Raw genomic sequence first — 22,004 nt, 5'->3', positions numbered from 1 at the left:
CCCGCATCGTACGAAGGAGTCCCGAGCACGATGGCCTACACCGTCCAGATGCCTGCTCTCGGCGAGAGCGTCACCGAGGGCACCATCACCCGGTGGCTCAAGCAGGAGGGCGACCACGTCGAGGTCGACGAGCCCCTGCTGGAGGTGTCGACGGACAAGGTCGACACCGAGATCCCCTCGCCGCAGGCCGGCGTCCTGCAGCGCATCGTCGCGAACGAGGACGACACGGTCGAGATCGGCGGTGACCTCGCGGTCATCGGCGACGAGTCCGAGGGGTCCGGGGGCGGCGGGGCGGCGGAGAGCGAGCCCCAGCAGGAGTCCCAGCCCGAGCCGGAGCCGGAGCCGGAGCCGGAGCCCCAGCAGGAGTCCCGGCCCGAGCCGGAGGCCCAGCAGGAGTCCCGGCCCGAGCCCGCCCCGGCGTCCTCCGGCGGCGGCTCGTCGTCGGGCGGCTCGTCGTCGGGTGGCGGGTCCGGGACGACGGTCGAGATGCCGGCGCTCGGCGAGTCGGTGACCGAGGGCACGATCACCCGCTGGCTCAAGCAGGTGGGCGACTCCGTGGAGGTCGACGAGCCGCTGCTCGAGGTCTCCACCGACAAGGTCGACACCGAGATCCCCTCCCCCGTCTCCGGCACGCTGCTGGAGATCCGGGCGAACGAGGACGACACCGTCGAGGTCGGCGGGGCGCTCGCGGTGGTCGGCAGCGGCAGCCCGGCCGCGGGCGGCGACCAGGGTTCGGCCCAGCCCGAGCCGACCCAGTCCGAGCCGGCCGCCGAGGCCACCTCGCCCGAGCCCGCGGGCGAGCCGCGGCAGGAGCAGGGTCAGCCCGGGCCCGACTCGCAGCCGTCCGTGTCGGACGGCTCGAACACCGCGGACAGCTCCGACGGGGCCATCGCCGCGTCCGGCGCCGACGACTACGTCTCGCACGACATCGAGCAGTCGACGGGCCCGAGCGGGCCGGCCAACGCCGGGGCGCTCGAGTCGCAGTCCTCCGGCGGCGGCTCGCAGTCCTCCGGCAGCAGCTCGAGCTCGAACGGCGACGGCACCCAGGCCGGCTCGCCCTACGTGACCCCGCTGGTGCGCAAGCTCGCCACGGAGCGCGGGGTCGACCTCTCGTCCATCACGGGCACCGGGGTCGGCGGCCGCATCCGCAAGCAGGACGTGGTCGCGGCGGCCGACGAGCAGGACCAGGCGTCGGCGAAGGCGGCCGAGGAGGCGCAGTCGGCCTCCAGTGCGCCGGCCGCGGCCGACGCCCCGGCCAGGGCCACCCCGTCCGACGGGTCGCAGGGCGCCGTGCACGGCGGCGAGGTCCAGAAGCCCGCCGGCGCCGGGGCGAACGTCCCGAAGCCCGACGAGTCGGGTCTGCGCGGCACCACGCAGAAGCTGTCCCGCCGTCGCTCGACCATCGCCAAGCGCATGGTCGAGTCCCTGCAGACCTCGGCGCAGCTGACCACCGTGGTCGAGGCCGACGTCACCCGCATCGCCCGGCTGCGCGACCGCGCCAAGGCCGACTTCCAGCGCCGCGAGGGCGTGAAGCTCTCGTTCCTGCCGTTCATGGCGCTGGCGACCGTCGAGGCCCTCAAGGCCCACCCGGTGGTCAACGCCATGATCGACACCGAGAAGGGCGAGGTGACCTACCACGGCGCCGAGCACCTCGGGATCGCGGTCGACTCCCCCGCGGGCCTCATCGTGCCGGTCGTGCACGACGCCGGGGACCTCAACCTGGGCGGGCTCGCCCGCAAGATCGCCGACGTGGCCGACCGGACCCGGGCGAACAAGATCGCCCCGGACGAACTCTCGGGCGGCACGTTCACGATCACCAACACGGGCTCGCGCGGCGCCCTGATCGACACCCCGATCATCAACCAGCCGCAGGTCGGCATCCTCGGCACCGGGGCCGTCGTCAAGAAGCCCGTGGTGGTCTCCGACGGCGAGGGCGGCGAGTCGATCGCGATCCGGTCGACGCTCTACCTCTGCCTGTCCTACGACCACCGGATCGTCGACGGCGCCGACGCCGCGCGGTTCCTGAACTCGATCAAGGGGCGCCTCGAGGCGGGGGCGTTCGAGGCCGACCTCGGCCTGTAGACACCACCGAACGACCCGGAGGGCCCCGCCGATCGGCGGGGCCCTCCGCGCGTCCGGGGGACCGGACATCGCGCCCATACCGCCGTCGGGGGAGCCCGGGTCGCGCGGCGGCCGGGACTCGGCGACGATCACGCCATGCGCGTCGTCATCTCCGGTTCGTCCGGGCTCATCGGTACCGCCCTGGTGCCCCACCTGCGCAGCGCCGGGCACGAGGTGCTCCGGCTCGTGCGGCGCGCCCCGCACGCCCCGGACGAGCGCGCGTGGGACCCGCCCTCGGGCCGGATCGACGAGGACGCCCTCGAGGGCGCCGACGCGGTGATCAACCTGTCCGGGGCCGGGATCGCCGACAAGCGCTGGTCGGGCGCCTACAAGCAGGAGCTGCGCGACAGCCGGATCATCCCCACCGACGTCCTCGCCCGCGCCGTCGCCGCCCGGGGCATCCCGGTGCTGATCAACGGCTCCGCCGTCGGGTTCTACGGCGACACCGGCAAGGTCGCGGTCGACGAGACCGGGGCCCGCGGCCGTGGGTTCCTCGCCGAGCTGGTGCGCGACTGGGAGAACGCCACGGCGCCCGCCGCGGAGGCCGGCGCCCGCGTCGTGATGATCCGCACGGGCCTGGTCCTGTCCCACTCCGGCGGGCTCATGGGCATCATGCGGCCGGTGTTCAAGTTCGGGCTGGGCGGGCGGCTCGGGTCGGGCGAGCAGTACTGGCCGTGGATCTCCCTCGACGACGAGGTCGGGGCCATCACCTGGGCCCTCGAGCACGACACCGTCTCGGGCCCGCTGAACGCCACGGGGCCCGCCCCCGTGACCTGCGCCGAGTTCACGAAGGTGATGGCCGGGAACGTCCACCGGCCGGCGCCGTGGATCGTGCCGGGCTTCGCCATGCGCGCGATCCTCGGCGAGTTCGCCGACGAGGGCGTCCTGGTCAGCCAGCGCGTGCTGCCGGGCGTCCTCGAGCAGGAGGGCTACACCTTCGAGCACGGGACCGTGCAGGCCGCGCTGGCGGCGGTGCTGGAGTGAGCGAGCTGCCCGACGCCGTCGACGTCGTGGTGGTCGGTGCCGGGCTCGCCGGGCTGAACGCCGCGCGGACGGTCGCCGCCGCGGGGCGCTCGGTGCTCGTGTGCGAGGCCTCCGACGACGTCGGCGGGCGGGTGCGCACCGACGTCGTCGACGGCTTCCTCGTCGACCGCGGCTTCCAGATCCTCAACACCTCCTACCCCGCACTGCAGGCGGCGGTCGACCTGTCCGCGCTCGACCTGCGGCGCTTCGAGCCCGGCGCCGCGGTGCGCACCGAGGACGGCGCGCTGCGCCGGGTGGCGCGGACCCCGCCCGGGTTGGCCCGGGCCGCGGTGACGCGGCTGCTGGGGCTGCGCGGCAAGCTCGGGATCGCCGCGTTCACGGCGCGCTCGGTGCTGGTCCCGCCGCAGCGGCAGGCCCGGGCCCCCGAACGCTCCGCGGCCGACGACCTCGCCCGCTTCGGCATCCCGGCCCCGGACGTCGACCGCTTCATCCGCCCGTTCCTGTCCGGGGTGCTCGGCGACGCCGACCTCGCCACCTCCTCGCGCGTGGTGTCGCTCTTCTGGCGCACGTTCGCCCTCGGCGACCTGACGCTGCCCTCGCGGGGCATCGGCGCGATGACCGCCCACGTCGCGGCACCGCTCCCGGCCGGCACGGTGGTGCTGGACACCCCGGTCCGCGGCGTCGCGCCCGGCGCCGTGACCACCGACGCCGGCACCGTGCGCGCGGGGGCCGTGATCGTCGCGACCGAGGGCACCGACGCGGCCGGGCTGCTCGGCGGCCGGGTCGAGACGCCCCGCACCTTCGCGCTGACCAGCCACTACCACGTCACCGACCAGCCGCCGACCCGTCGCGGCCTGCTCCACCTCGACGGCACCGGCGGCCCGGTGGTCAACACCATGGTGCTGACCGCCGCCGCGCCGTCCTACTCCCCCGACCACCGCCACCTCGTGGTCTCCACCGTCCTCGGGCCCGAGCCCCTGCCCGAGCCGCGGCTGCGCGCCGAGCTCGAGCGCATCTGGGGCGTGGGCACCGCGCACTGGGAGCACCTCGCGACGAGGCGGATCCCCCACGCCCTGCCCGCGGCCCTGCCGCCGACCCCGCCCCGGCTGCGTCGTCCCGTCGACCTCGGCGACGGGCTCTACGTCGCCGGCGACCACCGGGACTCCCCGTCGGTGCAGGGCGCCCTCGTGTCGGGGCGGCGCACCGCGCAGGCGGCCCTGGCCCGCCTCGGCTGACCGCCCCGGGCCGGGCCGAGGCGGCGGCCTACCGGCGGGTCGCCGAGTAGCGTCGCCGGTATGCCTTCCAGCCCGGCGGCCCGGTCCCATCGCGCGAGCAGCGAGCCGATGCAGGTGCTCGACCTCGGCAGCGTCGAGTACACCGCCGCGTGGGAGCAGCAGCGCGCCCACCACGCCGCGCGCGTCGACGGCACCGGCCCCGACGTCCTCATGCTCCTCGAGCACCCGAGCGTCTACACCGCGGGCCGCCGCACGCAGCCCGAGGACCGCCCGGTCGACGGCACCCCCGTGGTCGACGTCGACCGCGGCGGCCGCATCACCTGGCACGGCCCCGGACAGCTCGTCGGCTACCCGATCCTGCAGCTGGCCCAGCCGTTCGACGTCGTCGACCACGTGCGCCGCCTCGAGGAGGCCCTCATCGCCGTGTGCGCGGGCTACGGCCTCACGACGGGCCGCGTCGACGGGCGCTCCGGGGTCTGGCTCGCGGCGGAACCCGGGAGACCCGAGCGCAAGATCGCCGCGATCGGGGTGCGGGTCGCGCGCGGGACCACGCTGCACGGGTTCGCGCTGAACGCCGACCCCGACCTCACCGCCTTCGGCGCGATCGTCCCGTGCGGCATCGCCGACGCGGGGGTCACCAGCCTCTCGGCCGAGCTCGGCCGCCGGGTGGGGGTCGACGAGGTGCGCCCGCTCGTCCGGGACGCCGTGCTCGCCGCGATCGCCGGCGAGCTACCCGTCAGTGACCGGTCGCTCGCCCGTCCGGAGGTCACGACTACGCTGAAGGTGGGTAACGTCGCGGTCCAGATGTTGTAATCCGACGACCGCCGACCACCGGAGAGTCACCACTCGTCGCTCTCCGCGTCGACAAAGGCTGTGTCGGTCCGGAGCGCGACGGACGGTCGGGGGCATGACCAGAGACATCACGACGACCGTCCGCCACCGGATCCGGCGCGGTGCCGGGGTCCTCGCCGCCGTCGGCGCCCTGACCGCCCTCCCCCTGCTCGCGCCCGTGGCGTCGGCCGCACCGGCGCCGGCCGCGGTCACGCCGACCCAGGCCGCGCAGCTGAACCAGGTGGTCGCCCTGACCAACCAGTACCGCCAGCAGAACGGGTGCAGGGCGCTGATCCGCAACTCCTACGCGGAGAAGGCGGCGCAGGGGCACGCGGACTGGATGAACTCGACCGGCACGTTCTCCCACACGGGCGCCAACGGGTCGAGCTTCGTCGACCGCATGAAGGCCGCCGGCTACGCCCAGCCCGGCGGGGAGAACATCGCGCAGGGCCAGCGGGACGCCCAGGCCGTGATGACCGCGTGGATGAACTCCCCCGGCCACCGCGCCAACATCCTCAACTGCAAGTTCACGAGGATCGGCGTCGGCCTGGCGGGGACGCGGAACTACTGGGTCCAGAACTTCGGCTACTGACGCCCGGAGCGCCCGTCCGGGTTGGTCCGAACGGCTCAGCCGTTCACCCGACGACCCGGACGGGCCCGCCGCTCGTCGTCCCCGGCGGGCCGTGACCGTTCCGTGACCTGGGGGGGTCCTGTCAGATTCGGTCCGTGCCCCTCCACCGCACCGAGTCCCACCCGCGCCGCCGCCTCGCGATCGGCGGGGGCGCGGCCGTCGTCGTGCTCGGGGTGCTCGTGGCCGTCCTGGCCCTGCGCCCGGCCACCGAGGCGGTGCGCGACACCGGCTCCGCGGCGCTGCTGGTGCCGACGGCGCCGGCCGCGGCCACGCCGACCGCGGTCGTCCCGCCCGCCGCCGTCGTCCCACCCGCCCCGGCCGCCGCCCCGACGACGACCGCGCGGCGCACCACCACGACCGTCACCACCACGACGACCGCGCGGCGCAGCGCCACCACCCGCGCCGTCGCCGCCGCCCCCACCGGCGACGCCGGCCGGGTGCTCACCCTGGTCAACGCCGCCCGCGCCGACGCCGGCTGTGAGCCGGTGACCCGCAGCGCCGCCCTCGAGCGGGCCGCGGCCGACTACGCCGCCCTCATGGCCCGCACCGGCACCTTCTCCCACACCGGGCCCGACGGCTCCGACTTCTCCGACCGGGTCCGCGCCGCCGGCTACGACGACCCCGGCGGCGAGAACATCGCGAAGGGGCAGTCGAGCGCCGACGAGGTCATGACCGACTGGATGAACTCGCCGGGCCACAAGCGGAACATCCTCGACTGCTCGTTCCGCACCCTCGGGGTGGGCCACGCCGACGACGGCGACTACTGGGCCCAGGAGTTCGGCCGCTGACGCGGCCGGTGTGCGCAGCCTCGACTACAGCGCGAAGCCCCCGAGGAACTCGAGGTGCTCGAGGTCGGAGAGGTCGAGCACCTGCAGGTAGGTCCGCTCCACCCCCGCCTCGGCGAACCGGCCGAGCCGGTCGGTCACCTCCGCCGCGGTCCCCGCGATGCCGTGCTCGCGCAGCTCGTCGGGGTCGCGCCCGATCACGGCCGCGCGCCGGCGCACGTCGGCGTCGTTGCGGCCCACGCACAGCACCTGCGCGGTGGAGCGGTGCATCGTCGCGAAGTCCCGGCCCGTCTCGTCGCAGGCCGTGCGGACCCGCGCGAACTGCGCCGCGACCTCGTCGGGACCGACGAACGGCACGTTGATCTCGTCGGCGAACCGGGCGGCGAGCGCCGGGGTGCGGTGGTGCCCGGAGCCCCCGACGAGGACCGGCGGGTACGGGTGCTGCAGGGGCTTGGGCAGGCCGGGGCTGTCCGAGAGGTCGTAGTGCTCGCCGTGGAAGGTGTAGTCCTGCCCGATCGGGGTGCTCCAGGAGCCCGTGAGAATCTCCAGCTGCTCGGCGAGCATCGCGAAGCGCACCGCGAGGTCGGGGAAGGGGATGCCGTAGGCCCGGTGCTCGGCCTCGTACCAGCCGGTGCCGATCCCCAGCTCGACGCGCCCGCCGGACATCTGGTCGACCTGGGCGACGGCGACCCCGAGCGGCCCGGGCAGCCGGAAGGTCGCGGCCGTCATCAGGGTGCCCAGGCGGATCGTCGTGGTCTCGCGGGCCAGCGCGGCCAACGTGATCCACGCGTCGGTCGGGCCCGGCAGGCCCGTGGAGCCGCCCATCGCGAGGTAGTGGTCGGACCGGAAGAACGCGCCGTAGCCCACGTCCTCCGCACAGCGGGCGACGCGGAGGAGGTCGTCGTACGTGGCGCCCTGCTGCGGTTCGGTGAAGATCCGGAGGTCCACGGACGATCACCCTACGGGGGCACCCCGCGTAGGCTGGAGGTCGTGACCACGACGACCGGGCCCACCGCTCCCGAAGGACGCAAGCTGCTCCGCCTCGAGGTCCGCAACTCCCAGACGCCCATCGAGCGCAAGCCCGAGTGGATCCGCACGCGCGTGTCGACCGGCCCGAACTTCTCCGAGCTCAAGGGCATGGTGCGCTCCGCGGGGCTGGCCACGGTGTGCGAGGAGGCGGGCTGCCCCAACATCTACGAGTGCTGGGAGGACCGCGAGGCCACCTTCCTCATCGGGGGCGAGCAGTGCACCCGGCGCTGCGACTTCTGCCAGATCGACACCGGCAAGCCCGCGCTGCTCGACCGCGACGAGCCGCGCAAGGTCGCCGAGTCGGTGCGCCAGATGGGGCTGCGCTACTCGACGATCACCGGGGTCGCCCGCGACGACCAGGCCGACGGCGGCTCGTGGCTCTACGCCGAGACCGTCCGCCAGGTGCACGCGATGAACCCCGGCACCGGGGTCGAGCTGCTGATCCCCGACTTCGACGGCCGCGACGACCAGCTCGGCCCGGTGTTCGACTCCGCGCCCGAGGTGCTCGCCCACAACCTCGAGACGGTGCCGCGCATCTTCAAGCGCATCCGCCCGGGCTTCCGCTACGAGCGCTCGCTCGACGTGATCCGCAAGGCGCGCGCCGCGGGCCTCGTCACGAAGTCGAACCTCATCCTCGGCATGGGCGAGACGTTCGACGAGGTCACCGAGGCGATGGCCGACCTGCACGAGGCGGGCTGCGACCTGCTCACCCTCACCCAGTACCTGCGGCCCTCGCTGCGCCACCACCCGGTGGAGCGCTGGGTCAAGCCCGAGGAGTTCGTCGCGCACCGCGACGAGGCGCACCGCCTCGGATTCGCGGGTGTCATGGCGGGGCCGCTGGTGCGGTCGTCCTACCGCGCGGGCCGGCTCTACGCGCAGGCGAAGCTGCACCGCGGCGAGGAGCTGCCCGAGGGCATGGCCGAGCTGGCCACCGAGGGCGAGGCCCGCCAGGAGGTCGGCTCGGTCCTGGCCCGCCGCGGCTGAGCAGTCCGCCGCGGCGGTACGGCAGAATGGGCCGCATGGCCAAGGGCACTGCCGGTAAGGCGACCAAGGAAGAGAAGAAGGCCGCCAAGCAGGCTGCGAAGGCGGCGCGCCGTCAGCGCTGGTCGCAGATCTGGCAGGCCTTCCAGATGCAGCGCAAGGAGGACAAGCTCCTCCTGCCGCTGATGATCGCCGCGGTCGTCGGCACCACGCTGGTGTTCCTGGTGGTCGGGCTGCTCCTCGGCCAGTCGTGGTTCCTCGTGCCGATCGGCCTGATCCTCGGCGCCGCGATCGCGATGATCGTCTTCGGGCGCCGCGTGCAGAACAACGTCTACGCCAAGGCCGACGGCCAGCCCGGCGCCGCCGGGTGGGCGCTCGACAACATGCGCGGGCAGTGGCGGGTCACCCAGGCGGTGGCGGGCACCACCCAGCTCGACGTCGTGCACCGCGTGATCGGCCGGCCGGGCGTGGTCCTCGTCGCCGAGGGCGCCCCGCACCGCACCAAGGGCCTGCTCGCCCAGGAGAAGAAGAAGATCGCCCGGGTCGCGGGCCAGGTGCCGATCTACGAGTTCACCGTCGGCAACGGCGAGGGCGACATCCCGCTGTCCAAGCTGCAGCGGCACATGACCAAGCTGCCCCGCAACATCGCCCGCGAGCAGATGGAGACGCTCGAGAAGCGCCTCGCCGCGATCGCCGGCCGGGGCGGACCCGCCATGCCGAAGGGGCCCGCGCCCAAGGGCGCGATGAAGGGCATGCAGCGCACGGTGCGGCGCCGCTAGTCCTCGATGCGGGTCGGGCGTTCCCGACGAAGCCCGGGGCGGGCCCCTCAGCGCGAGCGCAGCACCACGGTGCGGCTCACGCGGTCGTGCAGGCCCCGGCCGTGGCGGTCCATGATCACGGCGGGGACGACGAAGAACAGCGAGACCGTCCGCGCGAGCGACCACACGCCGACGCGCTCGGCGCCGTCGACCCGCGCCACCCGCAGCCCGGTGATCACCATGGCCGGGGTCTGCCCGATGAGGGCCACGGGCACGGTGACCAGCACCGCCCACACGATCAGGCTCAGCGTGGGGGGCGCCGGGAACGCGAACGCCGAGGCGACCGCGCCCCCGATCAGCAGGTCGAGCAGGAACTGCCCGAGGCGCCGCGGGGCGGTGGCCACCGACCCGGGTCCGTGCTCCGGTAGGCCCCAGCTCTGCCCGGGCCAGGCGTCCTCGGTGTCCACCGAGGGTGGACGCCCGGTCGGCCGAGCGCCGGCCACGGCCCGTGCCCCGGAGGGCTCCCGGGCGGGACGGGCCGCCTCGTCCGGACGACCGCCCGACGCCCGTCCGGGCTCCTCACCGGCGAGCCATTCACGAAACCAGGACACTCTGACAGGCTACGGTGCCGCAGCGTGTCCGGACGTGCGGCGGCAACGGCGCCGCCGGTTCGTCCCCGGGCCGCGCGCAGGGCGGCGGGACTGTGATGCGAGCCCGTTAACTGCCGCGAAACACCGGTGCGACGAGAGAGAAACGTCCGCCGCCTAGCGTCGGGTCATCCGAAGCGGTGAGGGCCCCGGCCGGGGCGGACGGGTCCGACCGTGACGACAGTGCCAGAGAAGGAGCCAGCGAGGGTGTTCAACAACCAGGACGAGGTCTTCAAGTACATCTCCGACGAGGGGGTGAAGTACGTCGACGTCCGGTTCTGCGACCTCCCCGGCCAGATGCAGCACTTCACGGTGCCGGCCTCCGAGCTGAACGCGGACGTCTTCTCCAACGGCCTGGCGTTCGACGGATCGTCCATCACGGGCTTCCAGACGATCAACGAGTCGGACATGACGCTGCTGCCCGACCCGGCGACGTCGCGCATCGACCCGTTCCGGGCGCAGAAGACGCTGAACATGAACTTCTTCGTCCACGACCCGCTGACGCTCGAGGCCTACAGCCGCGACCCGCGCAACGTGGCCCGCAAGGCGGAGAAGTTCCTCTCGACCGTCGACGTCGCCGACACCTGCTTCTTCGGGCCCGAGGCCGAGTTCTACATCTTCGACTCGGTCCGCTACGACTCGCGGCCGAACGGCACGTTCTACGAGGTCGACGGGGTCGAGGGCGCCTGGAACACCGGGCGTGACGAGCCGGGCGGCAACAAGGGCAACAAGATCGCCATGAAGGGCGGTTACTTCCCGGTCGAGCCGACCGACCAGACCTCCGACCTGCGCGCCGCGATCGGCACCAACCTCATGAACTCGGGCTTCGAGCTCGAGAAGCTGCACCACGAGGTCGGCACCGGCGGCCAGGCCGAGATCAACTACAAGTTCAACACGCTGCTGCACGCCGCGGACGACCTGCAGCTGTTCAAGTACATCGTCAAGAACACGGCGTGGCAGGCCGGCAAGACGGTCACCTTCATGCCGAAGCCGATCGCCGGCGACAACGGCTCGGGCATGCACTGCCACCAGTCGCTGTTCAAGGGCGGCGAGCCGCTGTTCTACGACGCCAACGGCTACGCCGGGCTGTCCGACATGGGTCGCCACTACATCGGCGGCATCCTGCACCACGCACCGAGCCTCGTGGCGTTCACCAACCCCACGATCAACTCGTACCACCGCCTGGTGCCGGGCTTCGAGGCGCCGATCAACCTGGTGTACTCGAACCGCAACCGGTCGGCCTGCGTCCGCATCCCGATCACGGGCGACAACCCGAAGGCCAAGCGCCTCGAGTTCCGCTGCCCCGACTCGTCGGGCAACCCGTACCTGGCCTTCGCCGCCATGATGATGGCGGGCCTCGACGGGATCCGGAACAAGATCGAGCCGCCGACGCCGGTCGACAAGGACCTCTACGAGCTCCCGCCGGAGGAGGCCGCCAGCATCGCGCAGGTGCCGGCCAGCCTCGACGCCGCGATCAACAACCTCGAGGCGGACCACGACTTCCTCCTCGAGGGCGGCGTGTTCACGTCCGACCTGATCGAGAAGTGGGTCGAGCTCAAGCGCGACGACGTGACGGGCATCCGGCTGCGCCCGCACCCGTACGAGTTCGAGCTGTACTACAACTGCTGATCCCACCCGGCACCACGACGGCCCGGTCACCCCTGCGGGGGTGGCCGGGCCGTTTGTGCGCGAAGCGCTCGTGAGCACTTCGGGGGGCTATAGCCCCCCGAAGTGCTCACGGGCGCGCAGCGCACATCACCTCCGGTCGCGCAGGTCCTCCCGCGGGGAGAGCGCCGCGGCCGCCACGTACTGGTAGACGTAGCGGACCTCCTCGCCCTGGCTGATCGGCACGCACACCCAGCCGACCCACTCCCCCGTGGTGGTGCGGCGCCACCCGAGCAGCTCGCCCGGCACGCGGCTCTGCAGGTCGACGCCGTCGGGCACCGCCCGGGGCGGCCGCCCGCCGGGCCGCGGGTACGCGACCGCCAGGTCGACCCACACCCGGCGGACCTCGGTCCGCTGCAGGGCGCCCGAGCGGTCGTTGCGCCGCTGCGCCGGCCCACGCTCGTCGAACACGTGTTCGATGATGACCCGTCGCCCCCGGTGAACGCCAGCCGACCCGGCGGTATCACCCGCGGTAGTGATCGACGGAGTGTCACGACGACCCTCGGGAAGCGTCAATTTTCGACACAAGTCCGGGTTCTAGCTGGGATCTGCTTGCCTCGGTAGCGACGCTGTGTGACTCTATGGCGGTCCACACAGGTGAAGGTCACCTTCACCGGACACCACATCGTCACTGTGAGTCAAGGAGCCCGGCATGCGCACGAACCTCCCCACCTGGAAGTCCGCTCTCGGCGTCGTCGCCGTCACCGGTGCCGCGCTGCTGGCCACCGCTCCCCCAGCCCTGGCCCAGGACGGTGGGGGTGGCCCCGATCCGACGGCGGCACCCGTGCAGGAGCGCGTGTCCGCCGAGGTCCGCCCGGGTGTCGTCTACCTGCAGACCGAGGTCCACACCTACCTGCGCAACGTCGCCGACGGCTCGGTGGAGGGCCCGTTCGACGAGACCTACCAGTGCACCGGGTTCATCGTGAACCCGAACGGCTACGTCGCCACCGCCGGGCACTGCGTCTCCGACCTCGACATCCAGGAGTCGCTGGCCAAGGAGATCTCGGCGAACGCCGCGCAGTCGGGGTACGACCCCACGCTGATCTACGACTACGTGATGGCCAACTACAAGCTCGAGGGCGACGTCGGCGGCTCGGCGGCCGACAAGAAGGTCACCGTCGCCCAGGCCTCCGAGGGCAGCTCGCAGACCCCGATGCAGGCCCAGATCGTCGACTCGAAGCCCAACGCCCAGGGTGACGTGGCGCTGCTCAAGGTCAACGCCACCAACCTGCCCACCGTCGAGGTCGCCCCGGCGAACTCGACCACCACGGGCACGCAGATCATGAGCATCGGCTACCCGGGCGTCGTCGACCAGGTCATGGACCCGAGCCTGGAGCCGACCTTCAAGGACGGCTCGATCAGCGGCACGCAGAACCAGAAGGGCGTGCCGTTCCTGCAGATCACCGCCGACATGGGCCAGGGCATGAGCGGCGGCCCCACGGTGAACCAGCAGGGCCAGGTCGTCGGCATCAACAGCATGGGCGTCAGCGAGCGCAGCGCCTCGTTCAACTACGTGGCACCGAGCTCCACGCTGCTGGAGATGATGGCGCGCAACGGCGTGCAGCCGCAGGCGGGCGCGTTCGACGAGGCCTACCGGGCCGGGCTCGCCGACTACTACCAGGGCTACTACTCCGACGCCGAGGAGCAGTTCGCCCGGGTCCTCGACATCGCCCCGGGCTCGAAGGCCGCGACCGACTTCAAGGCCCGGGCCGCCCGGGCGCACGACCAGTACGGCGACAGGGGCCTGGGCCTGCTCGGCTGGGGCCTGATCGGTGGCGGGCTGCTGGTCCTGCTGGCGGTCGTCGGGCTGGTCGTCGGCCTCGTCGTCCGGAAGCGTCGCCGCTCCGCCGCCGTGCCGGCCGGGACCGTCGCGCCCGGCTTCACCCTGCCCCAGGGCTACCAGGTGCCGCAGCAGCAGCAGCCGATGACCGGACAGCAGTTCCAGCAGCAGTACGGCCAGCCGCAGTACGGGCAGCCGCAGTACGGCCAGCAGCAGCCCGTGCAGCACCAGGCCCCGGCCGGCTTCGGGAGCGCCCCCTTCGGCCAGGCCGGCCCGGCGCCCTCCCCCGCCTCGCCCCCGGTCGGCTTCCCGGCCCCGGCCGCTCCGGCCCCCCGGCCCGAGCCCGCGGCCGCTCCCGCGGTCGCCGTCGCCACCCCGCCCGCCGGGATCGCCACCGGCCCGTCGGGTCCCGGGCACTGCCCGAACTGCGGCGCCGCCCGCGCCACCGGCGCCCGCTTCTGCGGGGGCTGCGGGGTGGGCATCGGCTGATCCCCACGCACCCACCCCACACGGGCCGCCCGGCATCCCCGCCGGGCGGCCCGTCCGCGTGGGGCGAGACTGTCGGTGGTCGTCGCGACGGTGCGACCATGACCGTCACGGACGTCGATCCCGAGGAGGAGGCACCGTGGCCGCACCACAGCAGGTGTCCGATCCCTACGAGCACGTCGGTCCCTGGTCGGACGAGGACTTCCTCGCGCTCCCCGACGACAGGCGGGTCGAGCTGGTGGACGGCGCGCTGGTGATGAGCCCGCGAGCGTCGAACCCGCACCAGCGGCTCGCCTACCGTCTCTGGGGCGCGCTCGACGGTGCCGCGACACCCGGCTGGGACGTACTCGGCGAACCGAACGTCCGGCTCGGCGCCGACCGGGTGGTCATCCCCGACGTGGCCGTCCTCGCCGGGGCCGACATGACCGCCGCGGTCAACCAGGCCGTCGCCCTCACGCTCGTCGTCGAGGTCGTCAGCCTCGGTGACGCCGCCCACGACCGCATCCTGAAGCCGCGGCTCTACGCCGAGGCCGGCATCCCGTGGTACCTCCGCGTGGAGCAGGAGGGCCCGGTCGGGCACCTCCACCAGCTGGTCGACGGGGCCTACCGCGAGGTCGCGCACGGCCCCGTCGTCGAGCTCGCCGAGCCGTTCGGAGTCGCGCTCGACCTCCCGCGCCTCGCGCGCTGACTACCGCTCCAGCGCGGAGAACACCCGGTCCACCACCGCCCGGGCGTGCCGGGTGACCCGGCGGTAGTCGTCGACGCACTCCCCCGGGTCGTCCTCGGCGTGGCCCAGCGCGGAGGCGATCGCGGCGAGCTCGCGGCCCGAGCGGGGCAGCTGGTCGGTGGGCTTGCCCCGCACGAGGGTCGCAATGCCGCGGGTGCGGGTCGCGGTGGTCCAGCCGGCGGTCAGCGCCTCCGCGTCGTCGGCGGAGAGCAGCCCCTCCCGGGTCATCGCGGTCAGCGCGTCGAGCGTCGAGGTGGTCCGCAGCGACGGCAGCCGTCCGGCGTGCTGGAGCTGCAGCAGCTGCACGGTCCACTCGACGTCGGCGAGCCCGCCGGTCCCGAGCTTCGTGTGCAGCGCGCGGTCGGCCCCGCGCGGCAGGCGCTCGGCGTCGACCCGGGCCTTCATCCGCCGGATCTCGGTGGCCTGCTCCTCGGGCAGGCCGTCGGCCGGGTAGCGGAACGGCGCGATCATCTCGGTGAACCGCCGGCCGAGGTCCTCGTCGCCGGCGATCGGGCGGGCGCGCAGCAGGGCCTGGCACTCCCAGGTCTGCGCCCAGCGCCGCAGGTAGTCGGCGTAGGAGGGCAGCGTGCGCACGAGCGGGCCGCTGCGACCCTCGGGGCGCAGCTTGGTGTCCACCTCGAGCGGCGGGTCGGGGCTCGGCGAGCCGAGGGCGGCGGTCGCGGCCTCGACGACCGCCCGGGCGTAGGTGGTGGCCTCCTGGTCGCCGACCCCCTCGGCGGGCTCGCACACGGCGACCACGTCGGCGTCCGAGCCGTAGCCGAGCTCGGCCCCGCCGAGCCGGCCCATGCCGATGATCGCGATCGTCGCGGGCGCCGGGCCGGACCCGACGCGCTCGCGCACGGCGGCGTCGAGCGCGGCCTGCAGCACCGCCACCCACACGCTGGAGAGGGCCGCGCACACGGCGGGGACGTCGGTGAGCCCGAGCAGGTCGGCGCACGCGATCCGCAGCAGCTCCACCCGCCGCAGGGAGCGGGCGACGTTGCCGGCCGCGACGGGGTCGGTGTGCCGGGCGACGGCCGCCCGCAGCGAGCTCGCGACCTCCGCCGGGTCGCGGGCCACCAGGTCGGACTCCGGGCCGTCGTCGCCCAGCATCCGCAGCACCTCCGGCGAGCGCGGCATCATCTCCGCGACCCACCGCGAGGTGCCCAGCACGTACATGAGGCGGTCGGCCGCGAGGCCCTCGTCGCGCAGCAGGGCGAGGAACCACGGCGTGGAGGCCAGGGACTCGGAGACCTTGCGGTAGGCGAGCAGCCCGTGGTCGGGGTCGGCGGTGTGGCCGAGCTGGTCGAGCAGCACCGGCATCAGCGCCCGCTGGATGCGCGACGCGCGCCCGGTGCCCGAGGTCAGGGCGGCCACGTGCTTGAGCGCCCCGGCGGGCGAGCTCCAGCCCAGCGCCGCGAGCCGCTTCGTCGCCGAGTCCTCGGTGAGGACCAGGTCGGACCCGGACACGCGCGCGACCGACTCGAGCAGCGGGCGGTAGAAGAGCTTCTCGTGCAGGCGGCGCACGCGGACCGTGGTGCGCGACCGCTCGGCCTGCAGCACCCCGGCCGCGTCCCGACGACCGTCCGGGCGCAGCTTGGCCGCGCGCGCGAGCCAGCGCAGGCCGGCGGCGTCGTCGTCGGAGGGGAAGAGGTGGGTGCGGCGCAGGCGCTGCAGCTGGATGCGGTGCTCGAGCATCCGCAGGAACCGGTACGAGGCGGCGAGGTTGGCGGCGTCGTCGCGCCCGATGTACCCGCCCTGCCCGAGCGCGGCGAGCGTCTCGAGGGTGTTCTGCCCGCGCAGGCTCTCGTCGCCGCGGCCGTGCACCAGCTGCAGGAGCTGGACGGCGAACTCGACGTCGCGCAGCCCGCCGCGGCCGAGCTTGAGCTCGCGGTCGGCGACGTCGTGGCGGATGTGCTCCTCGACCCGCTTGCGCATCGCGCGGACGTCGGCGACGAAGTTGTCACGCTCGGCGGCGCTCCACACCATCGGCGCGAGGGCCTCGCAGTACTCCCGGCCGAGGTCGGGGTCGCCCGCGACCGGGCGGGCCTTGAGCAGCGCCTGGAACTCCCAGGTGCGGGCCCAGCGCCGGTAGTAGGAGATGTGGCCCTCGAGGTTGCGGACCAGCACCCCGGAGCGGCCCTCGGGGCGCAGGTTGGCGTCGACCTCGAGGAACGCCTCGGTGGCGATCCGCATCATCCCGGCGGCGACGCGGGTGGCGGACTCGACCGAGCCGTCGGCGACGAAGATGACGTCGATGTCCGAGACGTAGTTGAGCTCGCGCCCGCCGCACTTGCCCATCCCGATGACGGCGAGGCGGTGGTCGGCGCAGCGCTCGGGGCCGGCCTCGGCGCGGGCCACCGCGAGGGCGCCCTCCAGCGCGGCGGCGGCCACGTCGGCCAGCTGGCCCGAGATGATGTCCACCGGCCAGAACGGCAGCTCCGGCTCGCTGACCGACTGCAGGTCGGCCGCGGCGAGGAGCAGGACGTCGTCGCGCCACGCGAGCCGGAGCAGCTCCACGGCCGCCTGCCCGTCGACGGTGGCGACGGGGGCCGTCTCGTCGGCCTTCGCGCCCACCGCCTCGAGGTGGGTGCGCCGCCGGTCCTCGGCGCTGGGGAGGCGGGAGGCGTCGTGCACCCGCCCGGGGGTCAGCACCGTGCGCAGCAGCCGCCAGCGCTCGGGCTGGGCCGCGAGGTGGTCGCCCAGCGCCATCGACCCGCCGAGCACCCCGAACAGCCGGCCGCGCAGCCCCTGGTCGACGCGCAGCGCCGCGTCGAGCTCGGCCCAGCCGTCGCCCAGGGCCTCGCGCAGCCGCTCGATGCCGGCCAGGGCCTCGTCCGAGTCGGCGGCCCGGGCGAGGGCCCAGACCACCAGCGCCGCGTCGCCCACCACCTCGTCGCCGTCCCACCAGCCGAGGTCGGCCAGGCGCTGCCCGGCGTCGGCGTCGGTGAAGCCGAGCCGGGCCGGTGCGCGGGCGGGGCGACGGTCGCGCGCGGCTCGGGGGGCGGTCACGCCGCCGAGCCTAGTGCGGCGGCCGGTCCCCCGCGGGCGAGCGTGGCGCCTCCCGGACGTCCGGTGTCAGCGACGTGCCATCGCTGACACCGGGGGCCGCGCCGCTCCCGCTCCGCCACCGACCTGGCCGAGCAAGATCACCGGGACGACGAGGATCCGGACGGTCAGCGTCCGGATCCTCGTCGTCGTGACGATCTTGCTCGCGACCCCGCACGAGAGCTTCGCTCAGAGCGTCGGGAGGTAGGTCCGCAGCTCGTAGGGGGTGACGTTGCGGCGGTAGGCGTCCCACTCCTGGCGCTTGTTGCGCAGGAAGAAGTCGAACACGTGCTCGCCGAGGATCTCCGCCATGAGGTCGGACTGCTCGAAGGCCTGCAGCGCCCCGTCGAGGTTCTGCGGCAGCGTCTGGTAGCCCATCGCGCGGCGCTCGCCCTCGGTCAGCGACCACACGTTGTCCTCGGCCGCCGGCGGGAGCTCGTAGCCCTCGGCGATCCCCTTGAGCCCGGCGCCGAGGATCACGGCGTAGGCCAGGTAGGGGTTGGCCGCGGAGTCGAGCGAGCGGACCTCGACCCGCCGCGAGGACGCCTTGCCGGGCGAGTACATCGGCACCCGCACCAGCGCCGAGCGGTTCGCGTGGCCCCAGCACACCGCGGTGGGGGCCTCGCCGCCGACCACGAGGCGCTTGTAGGAGTTCACGAACTGGTTGGTCACCGCGGACATCTCGCGGGCGTGGCGCAGCACCCCGGCGACGAACGCCTTGCCGGTCTTGGAGAGCTCGTAGGGCTCGGAGGCGTCGTGGAAGGCGTTCTGGTCGCCCTCGAAGAGGCTGATGTGGGTGTGCATCGCCGAGCCCGGGTGCTCGGTGAACGGCTTGGGCATGAACGACGCCCGCACGCCCTGGGTGATCGCCACCTCCTTCACGAGGTAGCGGAACGTCATGATGTTGTCGGCCATGCTCAGCGCGTCGGCGTAGCGCAGGTCGATCTCCTGCTGGCCGGGCCCGCCCTCGTGGTGGGAGAACTCGACCGAGATGCCCATCGCCTCGAGCGCCTCGATGCTGCGGCGGCGGAAGTGCGGCGCGACGTCGTGGCTCGCCTGGTCGAAGTAGCCGCCGGTGTCGGCCGGGACCGGCGCCGAGCCGTCGTCGGGAAGGCCCCGGAGCAGGTAGAACTCGATCTCGGGGTGCACGTAGCAGGTGAACCCGGCCTCGGCGGCGCGCGAGAGCGCGCGGCGCAGGACGTGGCGCGGGTCGGCCCAGGACGGCGTGCCGTCGGGCATCGTGATGTCGCAGAGCATCCGCGCGGAGTAGTGGTCGCCCTCGGCGGTCTCCCAGGGCAGCACCTGGAACGTCGACGGGTCGGGCTTGGCGACCATGTCCGACTCGTAGACGCGGCTGAAGCCCTCGATGGACGAGCCGTCGAACCCGATGCCCTCCGCGAACGCGCCCTCGAGCTCGGCCGGCGCGATGGCCACGGACTTGAGGTAGCCGAGCACGTCGGTGAACCACAGCCGCACGAAGCGGATGTCGCGCTCGTCGAGAGTCCGCAGGACGAACTCCTGCTGCCGATCCATATCCCGGACCCTAAGGAGATCGTGTTACAGGGACGTCACAGGGGTCCCTCCGGATGACCGGGCCGTCACCCGTTCTCGGGACAGCGGGCGTCCGCCGGGGCCGGGGTGTTGGCGACGAGGTAGCGGGTGACGATGTCGTCGACGCAGCGGAAGCCCTGGAACGAGGCCGTGTGCTGGTCGCCGACCTTGGTCAGCAGCGAGCCGTTCAGCGCCTTCGCGAGGTCGACGCCGGCCTGGTAGGGCGTGGCCGGGTCGCCGGTGGTGGAGACGACGAGCGGCGGGGCGAGCCCGGGAATCTGCGGCACGTGCGGGCCGCCGGTGACCGGGGCCTGCGGGGGCCAGAAGGCGCACGCGTCGAGCGCGGCGGAGGCGCCGCGCCCGGAGTCGAGGAACGGCGCGGCCTCGTTGTAGCGCTCCGAGCGCTGCAGCGCCTCGGCCGGGTCGGTGACCCGGGGGTCGTCGACGCAGCGCACGGCGTTGAACGCGTCCTGCTGCGGGGAGTAGGTGCCGTTCGGGGCGCGGTCGTAGTACTGGTCGGCCAGGCCCATGAGCGTCTGGCCGCGGCCCTGCGCGAGCTCGGCGAGGCCCTGGCGCAGGTCGGGCCACAGCGACGTCGCGTAGAGCGACTGGATGGTGCCCTGCTGGGCGTCGTTGAAGGAGAGCACCCGGCCGTCGGGGAGCGCGACGGGCTTCGTGAGCAGCGGGCGGGTCATGGCCTGGAACCGGGCGGTGGCCTGCGTCGGGTCGGTGCCCAGCGCGCAGCCGGGCTTCGTCGCGCAGTCCTTCGCGAACGCCTCGAACGTCCCCTGGAAGCCGCGGCCCTGCTCGACGACCTCGTCGGTGGGGTCCTGGTCGGGGGCGAGCGCCCCGTCGAGGACCATCGCGCGGACGTTCTGCGGGAACTGCTCGGCGTAGGTGTAGCCGATGCGCGTGCCGTAGGAGTAGCCGAGATAGGTCAGCTTCTGGTCCTTCAGCACGCCGCGCAGGACGTCGATGTCGCGGGCGACGTCGCGGGTCCCGACGTTCGCGAGCATGTCGACGCCGGTCTTCTGCGCGCAGCCGTCCGCGGTCTGGCGGGACAGGCCCTCGGCGCGGGCGACCCCGGCGGGCGACGGGTCGGTGATGTCGGCCGCGCGCTGCGCGTCCTGCTCCGGCCCGGTGAGGCAGCGGACGGTGGGCGTGCTGCCGCCGATCCCGCGCGGGTCGAACCCGACGAGGTCGAAGCGGCGCGCCACCTCGGTGCCCTGGGTGAGGATCGCGAGCTGCGAGGCGAGCTCGATGCCCGACGCGCCCGGGCCGCCCGGGTTGATCACCAGCGAGCCGATCCGCTGTCCCGCGTCGGTCGCCCTGAGGCGCGACACCGCGATCTGGGCGGTGCGCCCGGTCGGGTTCGCGTAGTCGATCGGCACCTCGAGCTTCGAGCACTCGAAGCCGGGCTGGCCGTAGAACTGGCGCTGGTCGTCGGTCGTCGCGAACGGCAGGCACGACCCCCAGGTGAGCTGCTGGCCGTAGAAGCGGTCCAGCGCGCCCGGCGGCGTGGCGGGGGCGGACGACGAGGCCGCGGGCGCGGCCGTCGTCGGGGCCCCCGGCACCGCGTCGGCGCAGCCCGCGAGCGTCAGGAGCGCCGCCAGTGCGACGCCCCACCGGAGCGGCACCCGCCCTCGGGAGGACGGACTGCTGCTACTGCTCCCCGGGCCCGGCACCCGGCCATCCTCGCAACCGTCCGATGAGGTCACCGTCGGGGCCCGTCCGGGCGATCGTCGGGGGTCGTGCTGTGAAGCTCACGACACCCGCGGTGCGGGGGCGGGCGCCGGTGGAACGCTCGCGTCCGCACACCACCCCTCACACACGCCCGGGGACCCGCCACGCGGGCCTCGAGGCAGGAGGACCCGACGATGACGTCACCCACCCAGCTGCCGAAGCGCGTCCGCATCCACCACCTCCAGCAGTGGAAGGACGCGGGTGAGCGGTGGCCGATGCTCACCGCCTACGACTTCCCCACCGCCCGCGTGTTCGACGAGGCCGGCATCCCGGTGCTCCTGGTCGGCGACTCCGCCGCCAACAACGTCCTGGGCTACGACTCGACCGTCCCGGTCTCGGTCGACGAGCTGCTGATGCTGACCAAGGCCGTGGTCCGCGGCTCGTCGCGCGCGCTGATCGTCGCCGACCTGCCCTTCGGCTCCTACCAGGTCTCCCCCGCCCAGGCCCTCGAGACCGCCGTGCGGTTCATGAAGGAGGGCGGGGCCGCCGCGGTCAAGCTCGAGGGCGGCGCCCACTACGCCGGCCAGATCCGGGCCCTCGTCGACGCCGGCATCCCGGTCATGGCGCACCTCGGGTTCACCCCGCAGAGCGAGCACGCCCTCGGCGGCTTCCGCGTGCAGGGCCGCGGCGAGGGCGCCGACAAGCTCCTCGCCGACGCCCTCGCGGTGCAGGAGGCGGGCGCGTTCGCGACGGTGCTGGAGATGGTCCCGGCCGACGTCGCGAAGAAGGTGACCGGCGAGCTGCGCATCCCGACCGTCGGGATCGGCGCGGGCCCCGACTGCGACGCCCAGGTCCTCGTCTGGCCCGACATGGCCGGGCTCAACACCGGCAAGGGCCCGCGGTTCGTCAAGCGCTACGCCGACCTGGCCGGGGTGCTGGGCGGGGCGGCCGAGCAGTTCGCCGCCGAGGTCCGCGAGGGCGTCTACCCGGCCGAGGAGCACTCCTTCCGGTGAGCACCTGTGAGCACTCATCCGTGCCTGGACACGGATGAGTGCTCACGGG

18 protein-coding genes are annotated in these 22,004 nt (G+C 73.8%); 12 read left to right on the top strand and 6 right to left on the bottom strand.

Features of this window, described 5'->3' with window-relative positions; translation table 11 throughout:
• The first annotated feature begins 30 nt into the window (after positions 1-30).
• From sucB to ACFPBZ_RS08730, 6 genes are all read left to right on the top strand, one after another.
• Entirely contained in the window at positions 31-2,082 is a 2,052-nt protein-coding gene (gene sucB, locus ACFPBZ_RS08755) for a 2-oxoglutarate dehydrogenase, E2 component, dihydrolipoamide succinyltransferase (protein ID WP_378035646.1), read from the top strand.
• 135 nt (positions 2,083-2,217) lie between these two features.
• Complete coding sequence (locus tag ACFPBZ_RS08750; RefSeq protein ID WP_378035645.1) at positions 2,218-3,105, top strand: TIGR01777 family oxidoreductase; 888 nt, start codon at positions 2,218-2,220, stop codon at positions 3,103-3,105.
• Entirely contained in the window at positions 3,102-4,340 is a 1,239-nt protein-coding gene (locus tag ACFPBZ_RS08745) for an NAD(P)/FAD-dependent oxidoreductase (RefSeq protein ID WP_378035644.1), read from the top strand. The genes ACFPBZ_RS08750 and ACFPBZ_RS08745 overlap by 4 nt, the downstream gene beginning before the upstream one ends.
• Positions 4,341-4,400: 60 nt before the next feature.
• Complete coding sequence (lipB, locus tag ACFPBZ_RS08740) at positions 4,401-5,153, top strand: lipoyl(octanoyl) transferase LipB (RefSeq protein WP_378035643.1); 753 nt, start codon at positions 4,401-4,403, stop codon at positions 5,151-5,153.
• 94 nt (positions 5,154-5,247) lie between these two features.
• Positions 5,248-5,763, top strand: a complete 516-nt coding sequence (locus ACFPBZ_RS08735) for a CAP domain-containing protein (protein WP_378035642.1) — start codon at positions 5,248-5,250, stop codon at positions 5,761-5,763.
• Positions 5,764-5,897: 134 nt separating this feature from the next.
• On the top strand, positions 5,898-6,590 hold the full coding sequence (locus tag ACFPBZ_RS08730; protein WP_378035641.1) for a CAP domain-containing protein: 693 nt from the start codon (positions 5,898-5,900) through the stop codon (positions 6,588-6,590).
• Positions 6,591-6,614: 24 nt separating this feature from the next.
• On the opposite strand, the gene ACFPBZ_RS08725 is transcribed toward ACFPBZ_RS08730, so the two are convergent.
• The gene (locus ACFPBZ_RS08725; RefSeq protein WP_378035640.1) at positions 6,615-7,535 is read right to left on the bottom strand and encodes an LLM class F420-dependent oxidoreductase; all 921 of its coding nucleotides are present in this window, start codon (positions 7,533-7,535) and stop codon (positions 6,615-6,617) included.
• Positions 7,536-7,577: 42 nt separating this feature from the next.
• Between ACFPBZ_RS08725 and lipA the strand changes: the two genes are divergently transcribed.
• Both lipA and ACFPBZ_RS08715 read left to right on the top strand, forming a co-directional pair.
• The gene (gene lipA / locus ACFPBZ_RS08720) at positions 7,578-8,600 is read left to right on the top strand and encodes a lipoyl synthase (RefSeq protein ID WP_378035639.1); all 1,023 of its coding nucleotides are present in this window, start codon (positions 7,578-7,580) and stop codon (positions 8,598-8,600) included.
• A 35-nt stretch (positions 8,601-8,635) separates the two neighbouring features.
• The gene (locus ACFPBZ_RS08715) at positions 8,636-9,376 is read left to right on the top strand and encodes a DUF4191 domain-containing protein (RefSeq protein WP_378035638.1); all 741 of its coding nucleotides are present in this window, start codon (positions 8,636-8,638) and stop codon (positions 9,374-9,376) included.
• 47 nt (positions 9,377-9,423) lie between these two features.
• On the opposite strand, the gene ACFPBZ_RS08710 is transcribed toward ACFPBZ_RS08715, so the two are convergent.
• On the bottom strand, positions 9,424-9,822 hold the full coding sequence (locus ACFPBZ_RS08710; RefSeq protein ID WP_378035637.1) for an RDD family protein: 399 nt from the start codon (positions 9,820-9,822) through the stop codon (positions 9,424-9,426).
• A gap of 387 nt (positions 9,823-10,209) precedes the next feature.
• Between ACFPBZ_RS08710 and glnA (ACFPBZ_RS08705) the strand changes: the two genes are divergently transcribed.
• Positions 10,210-11,631 carry a type I glutamate--ammonia ligase gene (gene glnA, locus ACFPBZ_RS08705; RefSeq protein WP_378035777.1) on the top strand — a complete coding sequence of 474 codons (1,422 nt, stop codon included), beginning with the start codon at positions 10,210-10,212 and terminating at the stop codon, positions 11,629-11,631.
• A 126-nt stretch (positions 11,632-11,757) separates the two neighbouring features.
• Here glnA (ACFPBZ_RS08705) and ACFPBZ_RS08700 read toward each other — a convergent pair whose 3' ends face one another.
• Positions 11,758-12,078, bottom strand: a complete 321-nt coding sequence (locus tag ACFPBZ_RS08700; protein WP_378035636.1) for a hypothetical protein — start codon at positions 12,076-12,078, stop codon at positions 11,758-11,760.
• Positions 12,079-12,319: 241 nt separating this feature from the next.
• Between ACFPBZ_RS08700 and ACFPBZ_RS08695 the strand changes: the two genes are divergently transcribed.
• Positions 12,320-13,936 carry a trypsin-like peptidase domain-containing protein gene (locus ACFPBZ_RS08695; RefSeq protein ID WP_378035635.1) on the top strand — a complete coding sequence of 539 codons (1,617 nt, stop codon included), beginning with the start codon at positions 12,320-12,322 and terminating at the stop codon, positions 13,934-13,936.
• Positions 13,937-14,072: 136 nt separating this feature from the next.
• A complete protein-coding gene (locus ACFPBZ_RS08690) occupies positions 14,073-14,621 on the top strand; it encodes a Uma2 family endonuclease (RefSeq protein WP_378035634.1) in 549 nt (182 codons plus the stop codon).
• Here ACFPBZ_RS08690 and ACFPBZ_RS08685 read toward each other — a convergent pair whose 3' ends face one another.
• From ACFPBZ_RS08685 to ACFPBZ_RS08675, 3 genes are all read right to left on the bottom strand, one after another.
• Positions 14,622-17,672, bottom strand: a complete 3,051-nt coding sequence (locus tag ACFPBZ_RS08685) for a bifunctional [glutamine synthetase] adenylyltransferase/[glutamine synthetase]-adenylyl-L-tyrosine phosphorylase (RefSeq protein WP_378035633.1) — start codon at positions 17,670-17,672, stop codon at positions 14,622-14,624.
• A 225-nt stretch (positions 17,673-17,897) separates the two neighbouring features.
• A complete protein-coding gene (gene glnA, locus ACFPBZ_RS08680; RefSeq protein ID WP_378035632.1) occupies positions 17,898-19,241 on the bottom strand; it encodes a type I glutamate--ammonia ligase in 1,344 nt (447 codons plus the stop codon).
• Positions 19,242-19,306: 65 nt separating this feature from the next.
• Complete coding sequence (locus tag ACFPBZ_RS08675) at positions 19,307-20,896, bottom strand: alpha/beta hydrolase (RefSeq protein ID WP_378035631.1); 1,590 nt, start codon at positions 20,894-20,896, stop codon at positions 19,307-19,309.
• A 240-nt stretch (positions 20,897-21,136) separates the two neighbouring features.
• Between ACFPBZ_RS08675 and panB the strand changes: the two genes are divergently transcribed.
• Positions 21,137-21,955, top strand: a complete 819-nt coding sequence (gene panB / locus ACFPBZ_RS08670) for a 3-methyl-2-oxobutanoate hydroxymethyltransferase (RefSeq protein ID WP_378035630.1) — start codon at positions 21,137-21,139, stop codon at positions 21,953-21,955.
• Positions 21,956-22,004: the final 49 nt, after the last annotated feature.

The organism is Actinomycetospora atypica (assembly GCF_042653685.1).
In the GTDB taxonomy this organism is placed as follows: Bacteria; Actinomycetota; Actinomycetes; order Mycobacteriales; family Pseudonocardiaceae; genus Actinomycetospora; species Actinomycetospora atypica.
Note: the sequence above shows the minus strand (reverse complement) of the source record. Positions and strands in the feature narration are given on the sequence as shown.

Coding starts and splice junctions, on each gene's coding strand:
- ACFPBZ_RS08695 (WP_378035635.1), top strand. CDS start 12,320: ATGCGCACGAACCTCCCCACCTGGAAGTCCGCTCTCGGCGTCGTCGCC.
- ACFPBZ_RS08715 (WP_378035638.1), top strand. CDS start 8,636: ATGGCCAAGGGCACTGCCGGTAAGGCGACCAAGGAAGAGAAGAAGGCC.
- glnA (WP_378035632.1), bottom strand. CDS start 19,241: ATGGATCGGCAGCAGGAGTTCGTCCTGCGGACTCTCGACGAGCGCGAC.
- sucB (WP_378035646.1), top strand. CDS start 31: ATGGCCTACACCGTCCAGATGCCTGCTCTCGGCGAGAGCGTCACCGAG.
- ACFPBZ_RS08735 (WP_378035642.1), top strand. CDS start 5,248: ATGACCAGAGACATCACGACGACCGTCCGCCACCGGATCCGGCGCGGT.
- panB (WP_378035630.1), top strand. CDS start 21,137: ATGACGTCACCCACCCAGCTGCCGAAGCGCGTCCGCATCCACCACCTC.
- lipB (WP_378035643.1), top strand. CDS start 4,401: ATGCCTTCCAGCCCGGCGGCCCGGTCCCATCGCGCGAGCAGCGAGCCG.
- ACFPBZ_RS08750 (WP_378035645.1), top strand. CDS start 2,218: ATGCGCGTCGTCATCTCCGGTTCGTCCGGGCTCATCGGTACCGCCCTG.